The organism is Microcoleus sp. AT3-A2, assembly GCF_036705685.1.
In the GTDB taxonomy this organism is placed as follows: domain Bacteria; phylum Cyanobacteriota; class Cyanobacteriia; order Cyanobacteriales; family Microcoleaceae; genus Microcoleus.
On record NZ_JAUBVF010000067.1, the window covers coordinates 1 to 18,787 of the forward strand.

Here is an 18,787-nt window from a genome sequence, read left to right on the forward strand (position 1 = left end):
CTTCCTTCTTCCTTCTTCCTTCTTCCTTCTTCCTTCTTCCTTCTTCCTTCTTCCTGACATCCGTTACATCCGTTACACAATCCGTTGCCGAACTTCCTTCTTTGCAAAGTTTACAGAACATCCTGCAAGACTTTGCGAGTATGTTTCCAAGCTGCCATCCCCATCACCGACACCAAAAATCCCAAACTCAGCAACACGATCCGCAAGCCCTTGTCATTCGAGCCGACGGCTTGGCTGACAGCATCAGTCAGCGGGCCAGTAATCGCTAAAGGCAAGCTCAGAGCAATATTAATCGCATTGTTCTCCAAGCCAAAGACTTTGCCCCGCATAGATTCGGGAGTTTTTTCTTGAATCAGAGCTTGCATCGGGCCGTTAATTAAAGAAGCACCAAAACCGAACAGAGCACTCAATCCGAATCCCACCCACAACAGTCGAGTAAAGGCAAACATTGCTAATACAAAACCCATCATCAAGAAACCGATTAAAGGCAGAGGTTTGTGGTGCATTCGATGACCCCAGTGTCCCAAAAAGGCTGCGCCGAAGACCATTCCAATTCCTGCAGCAGCTAGCAAAAAGCCAAATTGAGTTTCTTTGAGACCTATTTTGCCTGAAAGCGCGATCGCCAGCACCTGAAGCGCCGCAAACACGGAATACAAAATTGTCAACTGCACCATCGCGTTGCTGACAAGGTGATTGTGTTTCAAATAGCGCAAACCTTCCTTGAGATCTTGCCAAGGATGGACGTTTTTGCCACTGCTGCCGGGATGACCTTCTTTGATCCGCATGGCATAGATCAAACCTGCTGAGATCAGGTACAACCCGCCCAGCAAAAACTCTTGAGAAGCTGATCCGAAGCTGTGTTTAACCCAACTAAACAGCGGTTCGCCGATCGTCATCCCGATAATAATCCCGCCCATTGTGGATGAGGCGAACAGAGCATTTGCTGACATCAGTCCTTCTCGCCCCACGACCAGGGGGACGGCTGCCGCTTCTGCAGGAGCAAAAAATTGCGTTACGGTAGAGATCAAAAACGTCATCGTCAACAAAACCACAAAAGCTTTGGGCAAAAACGGCAAAGCTACAATCAACCCGGCTCGAATCACGTTGCAGGCGATGAGCATTTGCTTTTTGGAAAAGCGGTCTACCACGATACCGGCTGCGGAACCAAAGACGATCGCCGGCACGGTGTAGGCAATCATCACCGCTGACAGCATAGAATTTTCCATAGAATTTTCCGAATGCTGCCAAGAAACCGGCCAGGGTCGGTAGTCGCCGGTTTTCAGCAGAATAATCAGCAATACGTAAAAGATTTTATCCGCCACTTGGGCCAATAACTGGCCCGTCCACAAGGCGAGGAAGGGGCGATTTCTCAGTAGGGCATCAAGCCCGCTGCGGTCAGGGGGAGGGCTGGCTGGGTGCATAGGAATAGTTTAACTGACCGCCTCTGGCAATTATAGTTTTCAGCAATACGTGCAAATCTGACATAGCAAAACGGAAACTCGGAAAACTCCTGTCTCCTGCATTCTTTTTCTGTTTTAGCAGATCGGCGGGGGACGGCTGCTGCAGTCTTCTTAACTCTACCGCGATCGGCCGGAACCGAGAACCCGCGCGCCCGGAAAATCCGAGAAGATTGTTAAAGGTTGGCGTGCATTTCATCGCGAGTACAAGATAGGGTAATATACTTGACAAAATACTTGCTGTTGGCAGTGATATTAAAAGATGTCACGCCGATTAAGTAATATAACGAAGGTACTAACTGTTAGGAGTGAAAAACTTGAAAAAGGTTGAAGCTATTATTCGCCCCTTTAAACTAGACGAAGTGAAAATCGCACTCGTCAATGCTGGTATTGTGGGGATGACTGTTTCTGAAGTTAGAGGTTTTGGCCGTCAAAAGGGCATGACAGAACGCTATCGCGGTTCTGAGTATACCGTTGAGTTCTTGCAAAAGCTCAAGGTCGAGATTGTTGTGGAAAACGATCAGGTTGACATGGTGGTTGATAAAATTATCGCGGCTTCCCGCACGGGCGAGATTGGCGACGGCAAGATTTTCATCTCTCCTGTAGAACAAATTATTCGGATTCGGACTGGAGAAAAGAACTTGGAGGCAATCTAATATACTGGGGCATTGGGCATTGGGCATTGGGCATTGGGCATTGGTAACTAATCATTGCCAACGAAAAACCTCTTTCCTGTTTAGTTTTCATACCTAAGTGTCAATATCCAATGCCACAGTTACCCTCTGTTTTGGCTTTTTTCTTCATTATGGGTTGACAAGGTTCGCCATTTGTGGTGTGAGAGCCTGGAAGGCTCGGCCGCGGTGAGAGTGCGATCGCTTGATATCCGGTGTCATTTCGGCAAAAGTCTGTTGCTGTGCGGGTACGTAGAAAATGGGGTCATATCCGAAACCTCCCGTACCGCGAGGAGTGTGGAGGATTTCGCCGCGGCAAATTCCTTCTACTTGTAAGGCAATTGTACCGTCGGGACGCGCGATCGCGATCGCGCAAACAAATTGTGCTTCCCGGTTTTGTTCGTTTCCCAATTCTTTGAGAAGTCGATCGATCCTGTCAGCATCGGTTTTCCCGTAGCGCGCGGAGTAAATGCCCGGTTGGCCGTCGAGTGCATCTACCATTAAACCAGAATCATCGGCGATCGACCATTTGCCCGTTGCTTTTGCCACTTCAGATGCCTTCAAGCAAGCATTAGCAATAAAAGTTTCGCCTGTTTCCTCAATTTCCAACTCTTCCGGTTTGAGTTCCAATTCCCATCCCAAATCCTGAAGATAAACTTGCATTTCCTTGAGTTTACCCGGATTTCCCGTAGCTACAACTAGCAATTTGCGATCAGTCATTATTTCTCTTAAAACTTACGGCTTCATATTAACAAACATATTGGGAAAATGGTTGTAACAAAATTCCCAAAATCTTATCAACCTCTTTAATATAGTATTCAATCGGATCGATATAGAGAGTAGTTTCCTGTAAAATCAAGAACTTCCAGTTAGTGCCAGTCGTCACTGAACCGTAAATGCGATCGACCTCAGTGTCTTGGTTTTGATTGAAACATTGAGCCGCTACCATTGCGGCCACGCATTGACCCAAACCGCCAATGATATCTTCCTTTTTTGCCTCAAAAATTGTTATAACCGGAGCACTGATAAACAATTGTTCTGAAGAACCGCTAATAATATAATCGCAAAATCCTTGCAAACCTCTTTCTGGATCGACAGTAAAATCCTTACCGGAAAAAAGAGAAACTCGTTTATTTAACAATCGCCGAACTTCTGCTAATAAGTAGTAAGACACAATTAATTACACAAAACTCTGGGCTACAAGCCTTGTCTAGCAAAGAATCAGTGTGTAATTAATTCTGTCCATTTACTTATCGGGGCAATTAAAAATTCTGAGCGAGCTTTTTCTGTGGAAATAAAAGTGGCTAGCGGTACATAATCAATCAGGATTGTGGTTAAAATTTCTGAGGGTGAAACTGGTTTTGTCTCGGCAAATAAATTGCGACTTTCATCTAAAGTTAATCCAAAATCTTTTTTGACTCTCGCAAGGCTGAAATCGCTGTATTCCATTTGCTTTTATCCTAAAATTTATCTGATATAGCAACAGTGTTTCATTGGGGAGTAAGACTTTTTTTACGAACCGCGAAGGCGCGTTAGGCGAAGCCGCGCGTAAGCGCTAGGACGCCAAGTAAGAGAAGATAAGAGAAGAGAAAGAGTTCACAATTGATGGGAGGATTGCTACGGCAATACGATTTTATTTATGAAGAAGATTATTTTAACCGCAGAGGGCGCAGAGGACACAGAGAAATAGAGATTTGATATCAATTTATCCGCGTTTGTCTGCGTTTATCTGCGGCTGAAAACTTCGATTAATTATGCGCCCAAGCTTTCGCCCAGTTTAAGTTTTGCATAACTTCTTTCAATGTCGCGGCTTCTGAATACAGCCGCAACACCGGTTCGGTTCCGCTAAAGCGAATTAACAGCCAACTTCCGTCGGATAAACGGAATTTATATCCGTCAACTTTGTTGCAATCTATAACTGCTTTGCCGGCGATTTCTGTTAAAGGTCGGTTTTGCAGCAGGGACAGCAAACGCGACCTTTCTTCCATGTTTGCTAAGTGCAAGTCGATTCTGTCATAAGCTGAAGTAAAGCTTGTTTCTTGTTGCAGTCGGCTGTAAATTTCGCTTAAGTCTTCCCCGGATTTGACAACTGCTTCTAACAAATACAGCGCTGACAGTAAAGCATCTCGTTCGGGGATGTGTGTACCGTAGCCAATTCCTCCCGATTCTTCCCCGCCGACTAAGACTTGGGTGGTTAACATTCGATCGGCTATATACTTGTAACCGATCGGCGTTTCAAATAATGGCAAGTCGTACAGCTTGGCAATTTTGGGAATTATGTCGGAACCGCTGACTGTTTTGATGACTTCCCCGGTCAAGCCGCGCCGTTTTGCTAAATGTTCGATTAATATGGGAACTAGGATTTGTGAACTGAGAAAGTTGCCGCTAGAGTCAACGGCTGCAATTCGATCGCTATCTCCGTCAAATACAAATCCGATCGACAAACCAGAGCTTTTTCGCTGGTGAGTACGCATCACCCGAAATAACTGCGACAGGTAGCGTGGTAAAGGTTCCGGTGCACCGCCGCCGAACAGCGGATCTCGATCACTGTTGACTTCGTGCACTGTTTCTTCTAAAATTTGAGCTAATCCTCCGGCGGCGGCACCGTGCATTACATCTACAAATACTGTAATTTTGCCGCTGGCGATCGCTTCTTTAATCGCCTCAATATCTACCATTTCCCGCAAGGTTTTGCAGTAAGCCGGCCAAGGATTGAAATTCTCCAATTTGCCCGGAGTTGCTGAAAGTGCCGCCGGATTTTCGAGTTTTGCTTCTATCTGTTGAGTAACTTCGGGCGAAACTGAACCGCCAAATCCGCCCTTGACTTTTAACCCTAAATATGCACCGGGATTGTGGCTGGCTGTCAGGACGATCGCACCCAAAGCATTTAATTGTTTGGCAGCTAAACTGAAAGCTGGAGTAGGGGCGTAGGATTCGCTCAGCAGCACGTCAAATCCTGCGTTTTGGACGGCAACAGCCGCTGTTTTGGCAAATTCTTCAGCCAGAAATCGGCGGTCGTAACCGACAATTACGGTACCGCTGCTGCCATCGCTGCCGCCGGTTTGTGCGAGAACTTGTGCAGCTAGGGGAGCTACTAACGCCACGCGATCGAATGTAAAATCGTCAGCAATGATACCGCGCCAGCCATCTGTACCGAATTTAATAGGATTCATTTAGTCACAAGTCATGAGTCACCCGTCTATTTTATGGGTTTATCAGTCGATCGTCATCTGATTTTAGATTTTAAATTTTAGATTGCGACTGCCGATGAATCTGGGGGCTAGTGACCAAATTACTTGATTGCTAGCCTCCACCCAAAAAGTGATTGACTAATGACTAATGACTAATGACTAATGACTAAAAGAATGCCGGTTGGTGGCGGATCAAATTCAGGAATTCTTCGCGAGTTTTCTGTTCTTCTTGAAACACGCCCAACATGGCACTCGTAACCGTCCAAGCACCGGGTTTTTGCACACCCCGCATCGTCATGCACATATGGCTGGCTTCCATTACTACAGCTACTCCCTGCGGTTCCAATATTGTCTGAACTGCTTCAGCAATTTGGCGCGTCAAACGTTCTTGCACCTGCAATCGGCGGCTGTACATCTCAGCAATTCGGGCTAATTTGCTCAATCCCACTACTTTTTGGTTGGGAATGTAAGCGACATGAACTCTACCCATAAACGGCAGCATATGGTGTTCGCACATACTGAATACGCTGATGTCTCGCACCAGAACCATTTCGTTGTGACCTTCGTCAAAGATAGCGCCGTTGAGGAGTTCTTCTAGGGATTGACTGTAACCACTGGTGAGAAACCGCATTGCTTCTGCTACCCGCTTCGGGGTTTTGAGCAACCCTTCGCGTTCGGGGTCTTCTCCTACTCCCAGCAGCATTGTCCGAACGGCCTCCATCATTTCTTCTTGGCCTACTTCTGAGGGTTTGGGCACGCTGGATTCTTGACCGTGGGAGGAATTGCGATCGGGTCGAGTTGGGATGCGCGGGGAGTTATTATCTGCGGTTTGTAACAGTTTCATGCTGTCAGTCGAGAGAGAGTTCGAGCCATTGGAATCGGTGGAAGATGCAATTGTCATAACAAGTTGGTGTGAGGGTGAATCGATTTTGGATTGGGGGATATAGCTAGAGATTCAAAGATTGTTGAATTCGAGAAAAATCCAGCAGTCTAAAATCTCAAGTTCACAAAACTCCTGCGTTGGACATGAGTGTGATTTCTTCAATTACTGCACTTGCTGGCAACTGAACTGCGTGCAGAATTGATTGGGCGACGATTTCTGGGGTTAACATGGCGGTGCGATCAAAGTCGGCGTCCACGGTGTTTGTGTCCCACAGGGGAGTGTTGACAGAACCCGGACAGATTGCTGTTACGCGAATTCCGTGAACCCGTTCTTCGGCGGCTAAGGTTTTAGACAAAGCCATGAGACCGAATTTGCTAACGCAGTAGGCTCCCCAGTTGGGGAAGGCTTGGGTGCCGGCGATCGAGGAAACGTTGATGATGATTCCCGATCGGCGATCGCGCATCGAGGGCAAAACTCCTAAAATGCACTGCCAAACGCTAGTTAGATTGAGGTCTAGAACGCTCTGCCACTCGGCTAGCGGCGTTTCCGTTAAGGAGCCCGTGTAGCCCATACCCGCGCTGTTGACCAGGATATCTACGGCACCGAATTGAGATGCGATCGCGCTGATGCTGCTTTGCACTTGCTCAATTTTTGCCAAGTCTAAGGGATAAGCTTCTGCTTTCACTCCGACTTCTCTGGCTGCTGCGGCAACGGCTTCTAAGTTTTCCGACTCTCGGCTAACTAAGGCCAGATTTATGCCCTCGGCGGCGAACGCTAGAGCCGTCGCTTTGCCAATACCGCTGCTGGCTCCGGTAATTAGAGCCTGCTTTGTTGTTGGATGGTTCATTCAGTGTCCTAATACTTTCGCTCGGCAACTCCCTACAGCGTTGCAGCCTTCTTCGGCAAATTAGACAACTGTCTGCTGCGGGTGATAACAGTTAATTATGAGATCAACATTAAGAACTGTTAAGCCGTGTCACCTGAGAAATTATAACACTGCTGACAGAGCCGCAGAATAATGAGCTGTGAGTTATGAGTTTAAAGTTAAGAATTTTTAACTCATAACTGATAACTCTGAATCGATCGGCTCAAGCAGAAATTTCAGTGAATACACCGATGTGGCGAAACTTTTGATACCGGAGATCGCGTCGCTGCTGACCCGTAAGCTGGGTTAGTTCTGCTAAGTTTTCTAACAAAGCTTGTTTGAGTATGGACGCAGCTTTGAGGGGATTCGAGTGAGCGCCGCCTATCGGCTCTGGTACTATTTGATCGAGAACGCCGAGGTTTTTCAAATCCCAGGAAGTGATTTTCAGGGCTTCTGCAGCCAAGTTAGCTTTGCCAGAGTCTTTCCATAGAATGGCCGCGCAAGCTTCCGGGGTGGCGACGGTGTAGACGGAATGTTCCAGCATCAACAGCCGCTCGCCGACACCGATACCCAATGCGCCGCCGGAACCGCCTTCGCCGATGACGGTGCAAATAATGGGAACGTCGAGGCGAAACATTTCTCGGAGGTTACAGGCGATCGCCTCTCCCTGTCCGAGCTGTTCTGCTTCTAAGCCCGCCCAAGCCCCCGGAGTGTCGATAAAGGTGAAAATTGGCATTCCGAAGCGATCGGCGTGTTCCATCAACCGCAGGGCTTTGCGATAGCCACCGGGAGCCGCCATGCCGAAGTTGCGGGCGATATTGTCTTTTGTGTCGCGTCCTTTTTGATGGCCGATGATGACTGTGGGACGCCCGTCTATCCTAGCAATTCCACCGACGAGGGCCGGATCGTCTCCGCCGCGCCGATCGCCGTGAAGCTCGATCCACTCGTCGCTAATTGCCTGAATGTAATCGAGGGTGCTGGGGCGACGCGGGTGACGGGCGAGTTGCAGCCGCTGCATGGGGGACAAGCTGCTGAAAATTTCTTGTCGCAGTTGGGCTGAGCGAGATTCTAGTTTGCGAATTTCGTCGGTAACATCGACGCTGTTTTCTTCGGCGAGTTCGCGGATCTGGTGAATTCGGGTTTCTAGTTCCGCCAGCGGCTTTTCAAAATCTAGGAGTAGTGGTTTGCGGTCGGGGTTTGGCACGCTGATAATTTCTATAAGGTTTTAAGGTTTTGTCGATCGACTATTTTCCGATCCTACCCTGTCAGGGGATGGTAAAAAAGACGGCCAAATTGGAAATTTTGAGTTTTAAATTTTGTATGATATCAAATTTGGTCACATTATCATTATCATATAGCGCGAGCTTCCCGCTCGCGCTGCACTCCTCCAAATATTATTCCGATGCCAAAGGAAAAGTCAACTATTAAATTTGAAAATTTAACAGTTGACTTTTAACATCAAACTGACATTAATAAAGGTCTGAAACCGTGCTTGACAGAAATATGACCGATTTGCTCCATCTTTTCCACAGTAATTTGATTCCGTCCCCAAGAAAAATTGGTATACATTTTTTCAAATTCCAGCAGCATTGATTCAGCAAAACAGGCAAACAACTGTCGGCCCGGCACATCCATATTGACAATCTTCATGATTTTCCACTCAATATCGAGGGAATGCTCCACAATGCCGCCATTGAGCACGTAAATTCCGGGATGCTGAACCTGAGTTGCCAAATTTTTCGGATAGCCACCGTCAATCAATAAACATGGTTGCTTCAATGTTTTAGGGTCAATTTCTACTCCCTTGGGCATACTGGCTACCCAGACTACAATATCCGCTTGGGGCAGGGCTTCTTCCAAATCCATGATTTTGCCTCGCCCCAATTCCGATTGCAAATCTTGCAATCGTTCTTTGTCGCGGGCAATCAGCAACAATTCTGCTACATTTGTTTTAACATTGAGCCAGCGACACACCGCACTGCCAATATCGCCAGTAGCACCGCAAACGGCTACAGTGGCTTTTGAAAGTTCAATCCCCAATTTAGGGGCTGCTTCTTCTACTTGGCGGCAGAGGATGTAAGCCGTGTGAGTGTTACCAGTGGTGAAGCGCTCGAACTCCAACTTGAGATTGCGAATTTGCTTAATTTGCTGCAAGTTGAAAGTCTCAAAAATGATCGAAGAAAAGCCGCCTAAAGCAGTGATGTTAATCCCGTTTTTTTGAGCGTGTGCCATCGCATTAAGGATTTTGCGAGTGGCTGCTTTAATCCGGCGAGTGGCTAGCATTTCTGGCAGAAAACAGGACTCCACATAGCGCCCTTCTATTTTTTGTCCAGTGATGCTTGTTACCGTGATCTGATCAACTATTTGGGGCGGTGCGCTGCACCAAAAATCGAGACCTTGATCGGCATATTCTGGATAGCCCAGCTCGTTAGCTACTGATTGGGCGTGTTCTAAGCTGGTTAAGTGACCGATTAGACCAAACATTAAGTTGTCAAATGAAGGAAGATGGAAGGTGGAAGATGAAAGATGAAAAATGGAAGATGGGAAGATTAAAAATTTATATTTTAAAATGAGTTATCCCATTTTTAATTTTTAATTTTTAATTTTTTTCCCATTCCTTATTTCCGAATTAACTAGGCTGCGAGGCCTTGTGCTGACATCCGCATGATATCGCGGTTGTTAAAGCCAATGTTACCTAGGGCTTCGCCGTAGGCAATCATAAAGTCTTCGATTAAAGCGTCTTTTTCCATTCCCAAGACGCGGGCATCGTCGGCGACAGAGTTTAGCAGTCTCCAGATGATGGGCAGGTTTTGGCGGTTGGCGGCTTCGAGTTCGGCTTTGGATTCCTCAAAGTGAGCTTGCAGCCAGACTTCCCCAAAGTTGAGGTGGCTGTATTCTTCTTTGACGACGCCTTCGGTGATTTTGCGAGCAAAGTCATCGGCGACGGGGATGTAGATGTTGTAAGCTGCGATCGCAAAACACTCGATAATTAGCGATTGAATCAACAAGCAAGTTACAATCTGACCTTGGGCCGCGGCCGTCTGGAAGTTTCTGTGCAATTCCGAAAAGAACTCTTTGGCAAATGCCATGTCCGGCGTGACTTTAAGATTCCGACCACAAGCTTGGAAGCCCTTCATGTGGCGGTTCTCCATCTTGGACAAGCCAACTAACTCTGCTTTTTTGTCCGCCAACAGTTCGGCCAGTGTCAGGTAATTATCGTGAGCTTCTTGTTCGCCTTCAATCACAATGGCGTTGATGCGGCTGTAAGCATCTTTGTAAGTTTCGGTTTGAAAGTCAATTGTTGGGCTGGCCTCAAGCTGGGGCATAGATATGTAGTCTCCTTATATAAGCTTGCGGGATGTTTGGAAACCCCTTTAAAATGGGGGGTCAGTGACAGTACACTTTACTTATTTTGAACGCACCCCATCTAAATCACAGATTATAGCTGAGGATGCTTTCGCCAAAGAACTTTTCTTTGACGTTCCGGGAAAAACTGGCGTCCGAGCGCGTGTTTGCCGGACTTTTGCCGTCGAACACTCCAGAAAGACTATCGCTAGAATGCTATCTATTTACTAATTACTTGAATTAGTCGTTAGTCGATCTTTTGCCCGGAAATAGATGATAGAAATACGGTCTATGTCTCCACCTTTCAGGGTTTTACAGTACCAACTCTATCTATAACATTATATCCTAATCACAACTTCCTCCCTAGGTACTCCTTCTTTCCCTCTACGACTATTATGTTGTTGTATGGGAATCTGGGATGCGATCGGGTTGGAGAACCTCACAGGCTTATTATTTTAGGTTAATTCACAAATTTATGGGTAAATCCTTTGACAGGTCTCAAGCGCTGGAACTGCTGAGTTTTATTTTGTTGCTGGCGGGTGCTGCGCTGGTGCTGCTGCCACTGGCTGCTGTATTTTGGGTTTCCTTATCACCATCTGGTGTCGGTGTCAAGGCCACAGGCCTGACTTTTGCGAACTATCAGGAGGCTTGGCGACGGGGCAATTTTTTGTTGGCATTCCTTAATTCTACTCTAGTGGCGATCGCAGTGACGGGTTTTCAGATTGTGACTTCTGCTTTGGCCGGTTATGCTTTGGCCAGGCTGAAGTTTCGCGGGCGACAGGCCCTAGTTTTGGGGGTTTTGGCGACGCTGGTAATTCCGTTTCAGCTTTTGGTAATTCCCATTTTCTTGGTTTTGAAGTGGGGTCATCTGCTGAATACTTACGGGGCGCTGATTTTGCCTACGGCGGCTAACGGTTTTGGGATTTTTCTGCTGCGCCAGTATTTTATGACTGTTCCGGTGGAGTTGGAGGAGGCGGCAATGCTGGATGGGGCTAACCGCTGGCAGGTTTTGTGGCAGGTGATGTTACCCTTGGCCCGCCCTGCTTTGGTGACGCTGTTTTTGTTTACGTTTATCGGGGAGTGGAACGATTTGTTTAAGCCACTGGTGTTTACGACGCGGCCGGAGTTACGGACTGTACAGTTGGTTCTGGCTGAGTTTCAGGAACAGTTTACCAGCAGTTGGCAGTTGTTGATGGCGGCGGTGGTAATTGGAACTGTACCGGTGGTGTTGCTGTTTTTGGCCGGTCAGCGGCAGTTTATACGCGGGATTGCGGCGACGGGGATTAAGAATTGAGTTGGAGATGCTTGGCAATTAAGTTTGTAGTCATTTGTTGAACCATTCTCAAGAACAGGCTTTCCGGCCTGTTGCACAAATACTAAATGTTCTTCTGGAACAGGCCGGAAAGCCTGTTGCTGACATTGGTGCAAGATGCGAGTTTGTAGTCACTCGGCGATTGAAATCGCTACTATACAAACGAAGTTCACTCTAAGCGGACTAAGAGATAAAGGGGATATCAAAGCTGTATTATGTGAATCTATGCAAAAACTCGGTTTATTTTTATTTATCGTATCTTTTCTACCGTGGTTGGCAGTCTTTTTTGTTGTGCCATTCCTGCCGCTGGACATTACCCAAAAAACTACTTTATCTGTCGTTCTGGCTGTTGGGGCAGAAGTTTGTTTTTGGATTAGCGTAGTGCTGTTGGGGAAAGAAGTAGTTACCAAATATCGGCGTTATTTGCATCCCCGATATCTTTGGAAAAAAATCAGAAAATTTAACCGCAGATGAATAGGGTTCGACGCAGATAATGAGCCGGGATGTTGGCTTTTATCTGCGGTCAAGGTTGAGCTATTCGCTGAAAATTTGCAAGCGAATAGAGCGTTCTCCGTCTCCGAAATCCACTTCTATCTTTTCTCCCGAAAGGCTGTCCAAGCATCCCAAAAGCAACCGCAAATTGGGTGTGCTTGCTCCTGTATCCACGTACAATCTATCTGCCAAACTGCCTAAACGCTTCCAAATTGTGTAGAGTTTGACTACTGTTTGTTCTAGCTGTGCGGCTTGTTTTACAACGTCTGCGGTGGTTCCCAAACAGCCTACTCGCAAAGATTCTTCTAAGGCCATTTCCATGTCTAAATGAGACTGATTGAGAGCTTGCACTTGGGCGGCGGCGTCGAGATATTTTGATAAGTTCTTGGCGTCGGAAGTTAGCTGTTTGACAGTATCTACGTCGGGATTTTCTGCTACTTCTTTTTGAATTTCGCTTTGGTGAGATGGGGAGAGTTTCTCCATTTCTTTGACTAAAGGAGCGAGGTAGCGGGAAGGTAGAGAACCAGTAGATGCTTTTTCTTTGACTTCTTCGGGCAATAAATCTGAGTTCATTGCCATCCATTCGTCGGAGAGTTGTTTGACTTCGCGGCGGGTGATGCGATCGCCACTTGCTGCGGCATCTGTTACCATTTGCTGGACTTCGGGAGATGCTTTGGCGGTTTCTACAAAGGCTCTTTTGCTGAAGTTTCTAATGGAATCTGGGTCTAAATCTCCTTGCTGGATCAGAGTGTCGGCACTCTTAGCTAATTCTATCAAAGAATAGGCTTGACTTTTGCCAATTTCTCTTTCTTTGAGCCAGTTCAAAAACCCTGTGCCGCGTCCTTCGCCACCTTTTTTTTCTCTGTCTCGGACTGTTCGGAGAATGCGTCCCCGCCAAATGTCGGTTTGCAAGTCGAAGCGATCGCACACTTTCCAGGCATTGTCAACCTGATTTTCAAAATCAAATTCTGGTATTTGTTCGTCTTCGGGATCTGGCAATTGGAAATTGATATCGGTAAAGCCGTTGAGGGCTTCTGCAAGTTCTGCGGGATTTAGGGGGACTTCAGCCATTAGGAAAAATTTGTGTAGTGCAACAGCCGGTTTAATTGGTAACTTGCACGGGTTGACAGTTGAGACGCTATATGTAGCGGTAAGGTAGGCAAGATTTACCTACTAATAGAGCTTTTGTGCAAGTCATATCATTATTGCACGATGGGGTGCGATCGGGCGATCGCTACCTGCACAAAAAATCTTCTCCGAGAGTTGCCGCACAGCGTCGCAACAATAAAAAAGTTGGTGGCACAGATAGTCCGGTATTTTGAAGAAAGAACCACTAACCGGATAGTTAAAGGAACTAATTACCAACTACAACGGCGATACTTTATCGCGTTCAATCTCCTCGTGGTGAGTTGTTTTCCCGTTCAAAATTGTGCCATCATCGGGCGGATTTTGCGGGCGATCGCGTTTCCGAAAGCGATCGCGAGCCGAGACAACCACCACATACAGAACCGGCACCATAAACAAACTCAAGAAAGTAGAAACAACCATCCCCCCCGCGATCGCAGTCCCTAGCGATCTACGACTTGCCGCCCCCGCACCTTCCGGGTTAATTAGGGGAGCAATCCCCAAAATAAATGATAGAGAAGTCATCAAAATCGGTCGTAAACGCTCTTGAGAAGCCTCGACTGCTGCCTTAGCAATTGGATATCCCCGTTCCCGCAACTGGTTAGCAAATTCCACAATTAAAATCGCGTTTTTACTCGCCAACCCAATTAACATCACCAAACCAATTTGACAATAAACATCATTCGCCAAACCCCGCAACGACTGAGCTAAAAGTGCACCTAAAATCGCCAGAGGAACCGCCAGCAAAATAATGAAAGGATCGACATAATTTTCGTACTGAGCCGCCAAAACCAAGAACACAAAAATCAGTCCCAAACCAAAAATAATTGGTGCTTGACCCCCCGACTCAATTTCTTCTAAAGAACTCCCCGACCATTCATAGCCAAAACCCGACGGCAAAACTTGAGCCGCCACCTTTTCCATCGATTTTATCGCCTGTCCAGAACTCGATCCCGGAGCCGGAGAGCCACTAATTTCAATTGACCTATATAAATTGTAGTGGTTAACAGTTTGCGCTCCCACCACCGGAGTTATCTTCACCAAATTGCTCAAAGAAATCATTTCATTCTTTCCAGAGCGAACATACAACTTACTAATATCTTCAGGGTTATCACGAAACTGTTTATCCGCCTGAACATAAACCCGATAATTGCGCTGCTGCAGATTAAAATCATTCACATACTGAGAACCCAGAGCCGTTTGTAACGTACTGAAAACATCATTAATGGGAATATCTAGAGCCTTAGCTCGATTGCGGTCAACTTCCACAAGTAACTGAGGCGTATTCGCAGCAAACGTACTAAATACCGCCTGCAATCCGGGCGTCTGATTCGCCTGCTTTAAAATCCCACCCATCGCCTGAACTAGAGAATCTAAACCGCTGTTACCTTTGCGGTCTTGCAATTGAAATTGAAATCCTCCAAATTGACCTAAACCTTGAATAGCTGGCGGATTCACTGGAAAAATTCTCGCTTCTGGAATCGCGAAAAACTTACCCCGCAATTTACCAATAATCGCCTGTACAGTTTGATCTTCTCCGTGACGTTCTTTCCATGGCTTAAGGGTAGTAAATATAATCCCCTGATTGGAACTATTACCACTAAAACCAAAGCCACCTACAGAAAAAGTTCCCACAACTTCAGGAACTTTGAGGATTTCTTGTTCCACTCCGTCCATCACCTGCTGGGTGTATTGCAGCGAAACCCCTTGAGGCCCTTGAATAATTGTCAGAAAATAGCCTTGGTCTTCCTCTGGGATAAATGCTGTCGGTACTGCTAAATAAAGCCAAGCTGTGAATCCCAGAGAAGCAATAAACAACAGGGTAACAATGGTTTTAAATCGTGTTAAGAATATTAAGGAATCTCTATATTTCTTTTGCATCCAATCAAGAAATATATTAATCCGGTTAAACACCCAACCCAACGGGCCGCCAAACTTCTTACCTGGGCGCAGTAATATAGCGGCAAGTGAGGGAGTAAGAGTAACCGCCATAAAGGTAGAAAGCAGCACGGAAAAAGCAATTGTCAGGGCAAATTGTTTATAGAGTGCTCCCGTTGTCCCTGGGAAAAATGCCACGGGTACGAACACGGCCATCAATACTAAGGAAGTGGCAATTACAGCACTAAAAAGTTCCCGCATTGACTCGGAAGCTGCTTGGCGGGCATTCATACCTTGGCGGACTAGACGGTCAATATTTTCGACTACGATGATAGCGTCATCAACCACTAAACCTGTTGCTAAGGTAAGACCAAATAGAGACAAACTGTTAATCGTAAAGCCGAATACTTTGATAAAGGCAAATGTCCCAATCAAGGAAATGGGAATTGTGAGGGTGGGAATAATCGTAGTGCGCCAATCTTGCAGGAAAACAAAAATAACTATCACCACTAGCAAGACTGCTTCAAACAGAGTTTTGACTACTTCTGCCATTGACTCTTGGACAAATTGAGTCGTATCTAGTGCGGTTCTATGTATCACCCCCGGAGGGAAGTTTTTCGCTAATTTTTCCATTTCTGCTTTGACGGCATGGGCAACATTTAGAGCATTACTTCCTGGCAATTGGTAAATCCCTAAACCCACAGCGTCATTCCCTCGAAATCGCAGAAAAGAGTTATAATTTTCTGCTCCTAATTCTGCTCTACCGACATCTTTTAATTTAACTAAGGTTCCATTTGCTTCGCTTTTAATAACTATGTCGTCAAATTCTGTGGGGCTTTTGAGACGACTTTCTGCACTCAAATCAATCTGATACATTTGCCCTTCTGGGGCGGGTTCTTGACCAATTCTACCTACCCCAACTTGCAAGTTTTGTTCATTAATTGCTCTTGTTACATCTTGCATTGTTAGATTACGAGCAGCTAATTTATTGGGGTCGATCCACAGGCGCATAGCATAGCGTCTTTCCCCAAAAATTCGCACGTCGCCCACGCCTTTTACTCTTTTTAAAGTATCTGCTAAATAGAGGTCGGCGTAGTTGCTTAAAAATATGGTATCGTATTCTTTATTTTCGGTAAATAATCCTATAGCCAGCAGCAGGCTGTTAGATTGTTTGGTAACTGTAACTCCTGTGCGTTGTACGGCATCTGGCAGTTGTGGTTGAGCAACTGCAACTCTATTTTGCACATCGACGGCGGCGATATCTTTGTCGCGGGAAGTATCAAAGGTGGCTGTAATGGTGCTAGTTCCACTGTTAGTGCTACTGGAAGTTAGATATTTCAGTCCTTCAATGCCGTTGATTTGCCTTTCTAGGATGTTTGTTACCGCATTTTCGACAACTTCAGCATTCGCACCGCTATAGTTGGCTGTGACGTTGATTTGGGTGGGGCTGATGTCGGGGAAGCGCTCGATCGGCAATGTGGGAATGCTGATTGCGCCTACCAAAACAATAATTAAGGCGCAGACGCTAGCAAAGACAGGTCGTTTAATAAAGAAATCTGCAAACATTATTTGGGTAATGGGTAGTTGTTAGTTGATAATTGGTAATTCCTAATTGCACTTCAGTCAAAAATTAAAATAGCCCGCTTTTTTAGAGCGGAGCAATCAAGTAGTTTCACGTAAGGTACGTAGTTGCGCTTTAGCGCTCTTAATTTACCTGTTAAGAGGGCTAAAACGCAACAAGATACCTTATTTTGGGCTTGCTAATGGTAATTTTTTCCCGGCTCCTTTCCCTTCCTCTTGAGCCATAATGGGAGCGCCATCTGTCAAGTTAAGGATGCCTGCGGTAACAATTTTTTCGCCGGCTTGCAAACCTTCGATAACTTGATAATTATTCCCCTGAATGGCTCCCAATTTCACAGGCTTTTGCCGCGCTACTAAAGGTGGCATTCCAGGTTTTGGCTGTTCCGGCTTTTGAGCGGTGAAGACAAAAGTTTCTCCACCTAAGCGAGTGACTGCTGTTACTGGAACTAAAATTCCGGGGTTCTGTTTCCAGATGACTTTAGCTTTTACAAACTGAAGATTAAGCAGTTCGCCGGTGGGGTTGGGAAAGGTGGCTTTAGCTAAAATTGTTTGGGAATTGGCGCTGACGTTTGGGGAGATAAAGCTGATTTGACCTTGGGCGATCGCCTTACCTTGAGCGTCGAGCATTTGTACTGGCAGCCCTAAGCGTAATTGAGGCATCCGTTCCAAAGGAATTGATAACCGCAAGTCTAGCAATTGGTTCTCTGTCAGGGTGGCGATGGCGTTGCCTTTTTGCAAGTAATCACCTACTTTCACTGGTATGTCGCCGATGACTCCCGCGAAGGGCGCTATGACCGCAGTTTCTTGTAGTTGTACTTCAAAGCCGCGCACTTGAGCCGCAGCCTGGGCAACTTGCGCTTCAGCTTGATCGAGCTGTTCTTGGCGCGTACCGTTGGCTAACTCGGCTAATCTGCTCTTGGCTTGTGCGACTTCTGCTTCGGCTTTGGCTATTTCCTCTGGGCGCGAACCATTTTGCAATTGCCGCAAAGCTTGCCGCTGCTGTTGCAAGGCTGCTGTGCGGCGATCAATCTCGGCTTGTCTGTTCTTTTGCCGCTGCTCGAACCGCCTTTGAGCTTCTCGGAGATTGGCTTTGGCGCTGCCTTCTTTTTGGATGTATTCTTGGAGGGTGTTTGCTGATGCTGCACCTTCTTTGGCTAATACTTGATATCTGGCAAGCTGCTGGCTGGCTAGCTTTGCTTCGGCCGTGTTTGCTTCAATTTGCGCTTTTGCTTGGGCGATTTCTTCTAAGAGGCTACCTGTTTCGGCATCGGCGAGGTCGGCTTCAGCTTGGCTAACGCGGGCTTGGGCTTGGCCAATTTCTTCTGGCCGAGAGCCCGATCGCAGTTGAGCGAGGTTGGCTTGGGCTTGGGCGACTTGGGCTTGAGCTTGGGCGATTTCTTCGGGCCGGGCTCCTGCTTGCAATTCGGCTAAGTGGGATTGAGCGCGGATCAGGTTGGCTTGGGATTGCCTCAAGTCAGCTTGGGCGCTGTCGCTTTTCATGCGGGCGATGGGTTGCCCTTGGTTGATGAAGTCCCCGGATTTGACAAAAATCTCCGTGACTAGCCCTTCTACTTCGGGTTTGATTTCTACCGAACGCTTGGCTTCTAAGCTGCTGACAAATTCCGAGGAATCTTGGACTGAGCTGGTTTGTACGGCTGCGAGCTTGACTGGTATGCCTGGGGGTTGGGCTGCTGCTGCCTGTTGCTGTGGGCGATTCTGACCCGATTGCCACGAGTACCAGCCGAAACCTGCTGCGCCTGTGGCGAGCGCGATCGCGGCAATTAGGGGCCAGCGCGATCGTGGTTTAGCAACAGGTTGGGGCACATCGGCAAGGGTTGCAGAATCCTGCAGTTCCTCGCTGTCTGCATCCGTTGGGTGCTGTTCCGGTGTGGGATATTTTTGCTCTTGGGCTTCAACGACGGATTCTGGGGATTTAGAATAACTCATGGGCAGCACCACTTAGATTTTTTTTAACTTCTGACTTACT

General features: G+C 46.8%; 19 protein-coding genes. 5 read left to right on the top strand and 14 right to left on the bottom strand.

Annotation, left to right across the window (positions count from 1 at the left end):
- Window positions 1-110 precede the first annotated feature (110 nt).
- Window positions 111-1,421, bottom strand: a complete 1,311-nt coding sequence (locus QUB37_RS25020) for an MFS transporter (RefSeq protein ID WP_333167301.1) — start codon at window positions 1,419-1,421, stop codon at window positions 111-113.
- Complete coding sequence (locus tag QUB37_RS25025) at window positions 1,396-1,689, bottom strand: hypothetical protein (RefSeq protein WP_333167303.1); 294 nt, start codon at window positions 1,687-1,689, stop codon at window positions 1,396-1,398. The genes QUB37_RS25020 and QUB37_RS25025 overlap by 26 nt, the downstream gene beginning before the upstream one ends.
- 85 nt (window positions 1,690-1,774) lie before the next feature.
- On the opposite strand from QUB37_RS25025, the gene QUB37_RS25030 reads away from it, so the two are divergent.
- Window positions 1,775-2,113, top strand: coding sequence for a P-II family nitrogen regulator (locus tag QUB37_RS25030; protein WP_006633346.1), 339 nt, complete (start codon window positions 1,775-1,777; stop codon window positions 2,111-2,113).
- 147 nt (window positions 2,114-2,260) lie between these two features.
- On the opposite strand, the gene rdgB is transcribed toward QUB37_RS25030, so the two are convergent.
- The 9 genes from rdgB to QUB37_RS25075 form a co-directional block, all read right to left on the bottom strand.
- Window positions 2,261-2,848 carry an RdgB/HAM1 family non-canonical purine NTP pyrophosphatase gene (gene rdgB, locus QUB37_RS25035; protein WP_333167305.1) on the bottom strand — a complete coding sequence of 196 codons (588 nt, stop codon included), beginning with the start codon at window positions 2,846-2,848 and terminating at the stop codon, window positions 2,261-2,263.
- Between the two features lie 28 nt (window positions 2,849-2,876).
- Window positions 2,877-3,302, bottom strand: a complete 426-nt coding sequence (locus QUB37_RS25040) for a hypothetical protein (protein WP_333167307.1) — start codon at window positions 3,300-3,302, stop codon at window positions 2,877-2,879.
- A 47-nt stretch (window positions 3,303-3,349) separates the two neighbouring features.
- On the bottom strand, window positions 3,350-3,577 hold the full coding sequence (locus QUB37_RS25045) for a hypothetical protein (protein WP_333167309.1): 228 nt from the start codon (window positions 3,575-3,577) through the stop codon (window positions 3,350-3,352).
- A 299-nt stretch (window positions 3,578-3,876) separates the two neighbouring features.
- Complete coding sequence (locus tag QUB37_RS25050) at window positions 3,877-5,301, bottom strand: phosphoglucomutase/phosphomannomutase family protein (RefSeq protein WP_333167311.1); 1,425 nt, start codon at window positions 5,299-5,301, stop codon at window positions 3,877-3,879.
- Between the two features lie 184 nt (window positions 5,302-5,485).
- Window positions 5,486-6,220 (bottom strand): GTP cyclohydrolase I FolE, encoded by a 735-nt coding sequence (gene folE / locus QUB37_RS25055; RefSeq protein ID WP_333164827.1) that lies wholly within the window; start codon window positions 6,218-6,220, stop codon window positions 5,486-5,488.
- A 103-nt stretch (window positions 6,221-6,323) separates the two neighbouring features.
- Window positions 6,324-7,049 (bottom strand): SDR family oxidoreductase, encoded by a 726-nt coding sequence (locus tag QUB37_RS25060; protein ID WP_333167313.1) that lies wholly within the window; start codon window positions 7,047-7,049, stop codon window positions 6,324-6,326.
- 241 nt (window positions 7,050-7,290) lie between these two features.
- Window positions 7,291-8,271 carry an acetyl-CoA carboxylase carboxyl transferase subunit alpha gene (accA, locus tag QUB37_RS25065; RefSeq protein WP_333167315.1) on the bottom strand — a complete coding sequence of 327 codons (981 nt, stop codon included), beginning with the start codon at window positions 8,269-8,271 and terminating at the stop codon, window positions 7,291-7,293.
- Window positions 8,272-8,525: 254 nt separating this feature from the next.
- Window positions 8,526-9,551, bottom strand: coding sequence for a long-chain acyl-[acyl-carrier-protein] reductase (locus QUB37_RS25070; protein WP_333051513.1), 1,026 nt, complete (start codon window positions 9,549-9,551; stop codon window positions 8,526-8,528).
- A gap of 149 nt (window positions 9,552-9,700) precedes the next feature.
- Entirely contained in the window at window positions 9,701-10,393 is a 693-nt protein-coding gene (locus QUB37_RS25075) for an aldehyde oxygenase (deformylating) (protein WP_333167317.1), read from the bottom strand.
- A 64-nt stretch (window positions 10,394-10,457) separates the two neighbouring features.
- Between QUB37_RS25075 and QUB37_RS25080 the strand changes: the two genes are divergently transcribed.
- The 3 genes from QUB37_RS25080 (at window position 10,458) to QUB37_RS25090 (ending at window position 12,198) form a co-directional block, all read left to right on the top strand.
- A complete protein-coding gene (locus QUB37_RS25080) occupies window positions 10,458-10,643 on the top strand; it encodes a hypothetical protein (RefSeq protein WP_333167319.1) in 186 nt (61 codons plus the stop codon).
- Window positions 10,644-10,887: 244 nt separating this feature from the next.
- Window positions 10,888-11,706: a carbohydrate ABC transporter permease gene (locus QUB37_RS25085; RefSeq protein WP_333167347.1), complete on the top strand. Its 819-nt coding sequence runs from the start codon at window positions 10,888-10,890 to the stop codon at window positions 11,704-11,706.
- A gap of 135 nt (window positions 11,707-11,841) precedes the next feature.
- Window positions 11,842-12,198 (top strand): transporter suffix domain-containing protein, encoded by a 357-nt coding sequence (locus QUB37_RS25090; RefSeq protein WP_333167321.1) that lies wholly within the window; start codon window positions 11,842-11,844, stop codon window positions 12,196-12,198.
- Window positions 12,199-12,258: 60 nt separating this feature from the next.
- Here QUB37_RS25090 and QUB37_RS25095 read toward each other — a convergent pair whose 3' ends face one another.
- Window positions 12,259-13,287, bottom strand: coding sequence for a hypothetical protein (locus QUB37_RS25095; protein ID WP_333167323.1), 1,029 nt, complete (start codon window positions 13,285-13,287; stop codon window positions 12,259-12,261).
- A gap of 116 nt (window positions 13,288-13,403) precedes the next feature.
- Here QUB37_RS25095 and QUB37_RS25100 point away from each other — a divergent pair, with 116 nt between their 5' ends.
- Window positions 13,404-13,538 carry a hypothetical protein gene (locus QUB37_RS25100; protein WP_333167325.1) on the top strand — a complete coding sequence of 45 codons (135 nt, stop codon included), beginning with the start codon at window positions 13,404-13,406 and terminating at the stop codon, window positions 13,536-13,538.
- Between the two features lie 43 nt (window positions 13,539-13,581).
- Here QUB37_RS25100 and QUB37_RS25105 read toward each other — a convergent pair whose 3' ends face one another.
- On the bottom strand, window positions 13,582-16,785 hold the full coding sequence (locus tag QUB37_RS25105; protein WP_333167327.1) for an efflux RND transporter permease subunit: 3,204 nt from the start codon (window positions 16,783-16,785) through the stop codon (window positions 13,582-13,584).
- Between the two features lie 180 nt (window positions 16,786-16,965).
- Window positions 16,966-18,747 carry an efflux RND transporter periplasmic adaptor subunit gene (locus QUB37_RS25110; protein WP_333167329.1) on the bottom strand — a complete coding sequence of 594 codons (1,782 nt, stop codon included), beginning with the start codon at window positions 18,745-18,747 and terminating at the stop codon, window positions 16,966-16,968.
- Window positions 18,748-18,787: the final 40 nt, after the last annotated feature.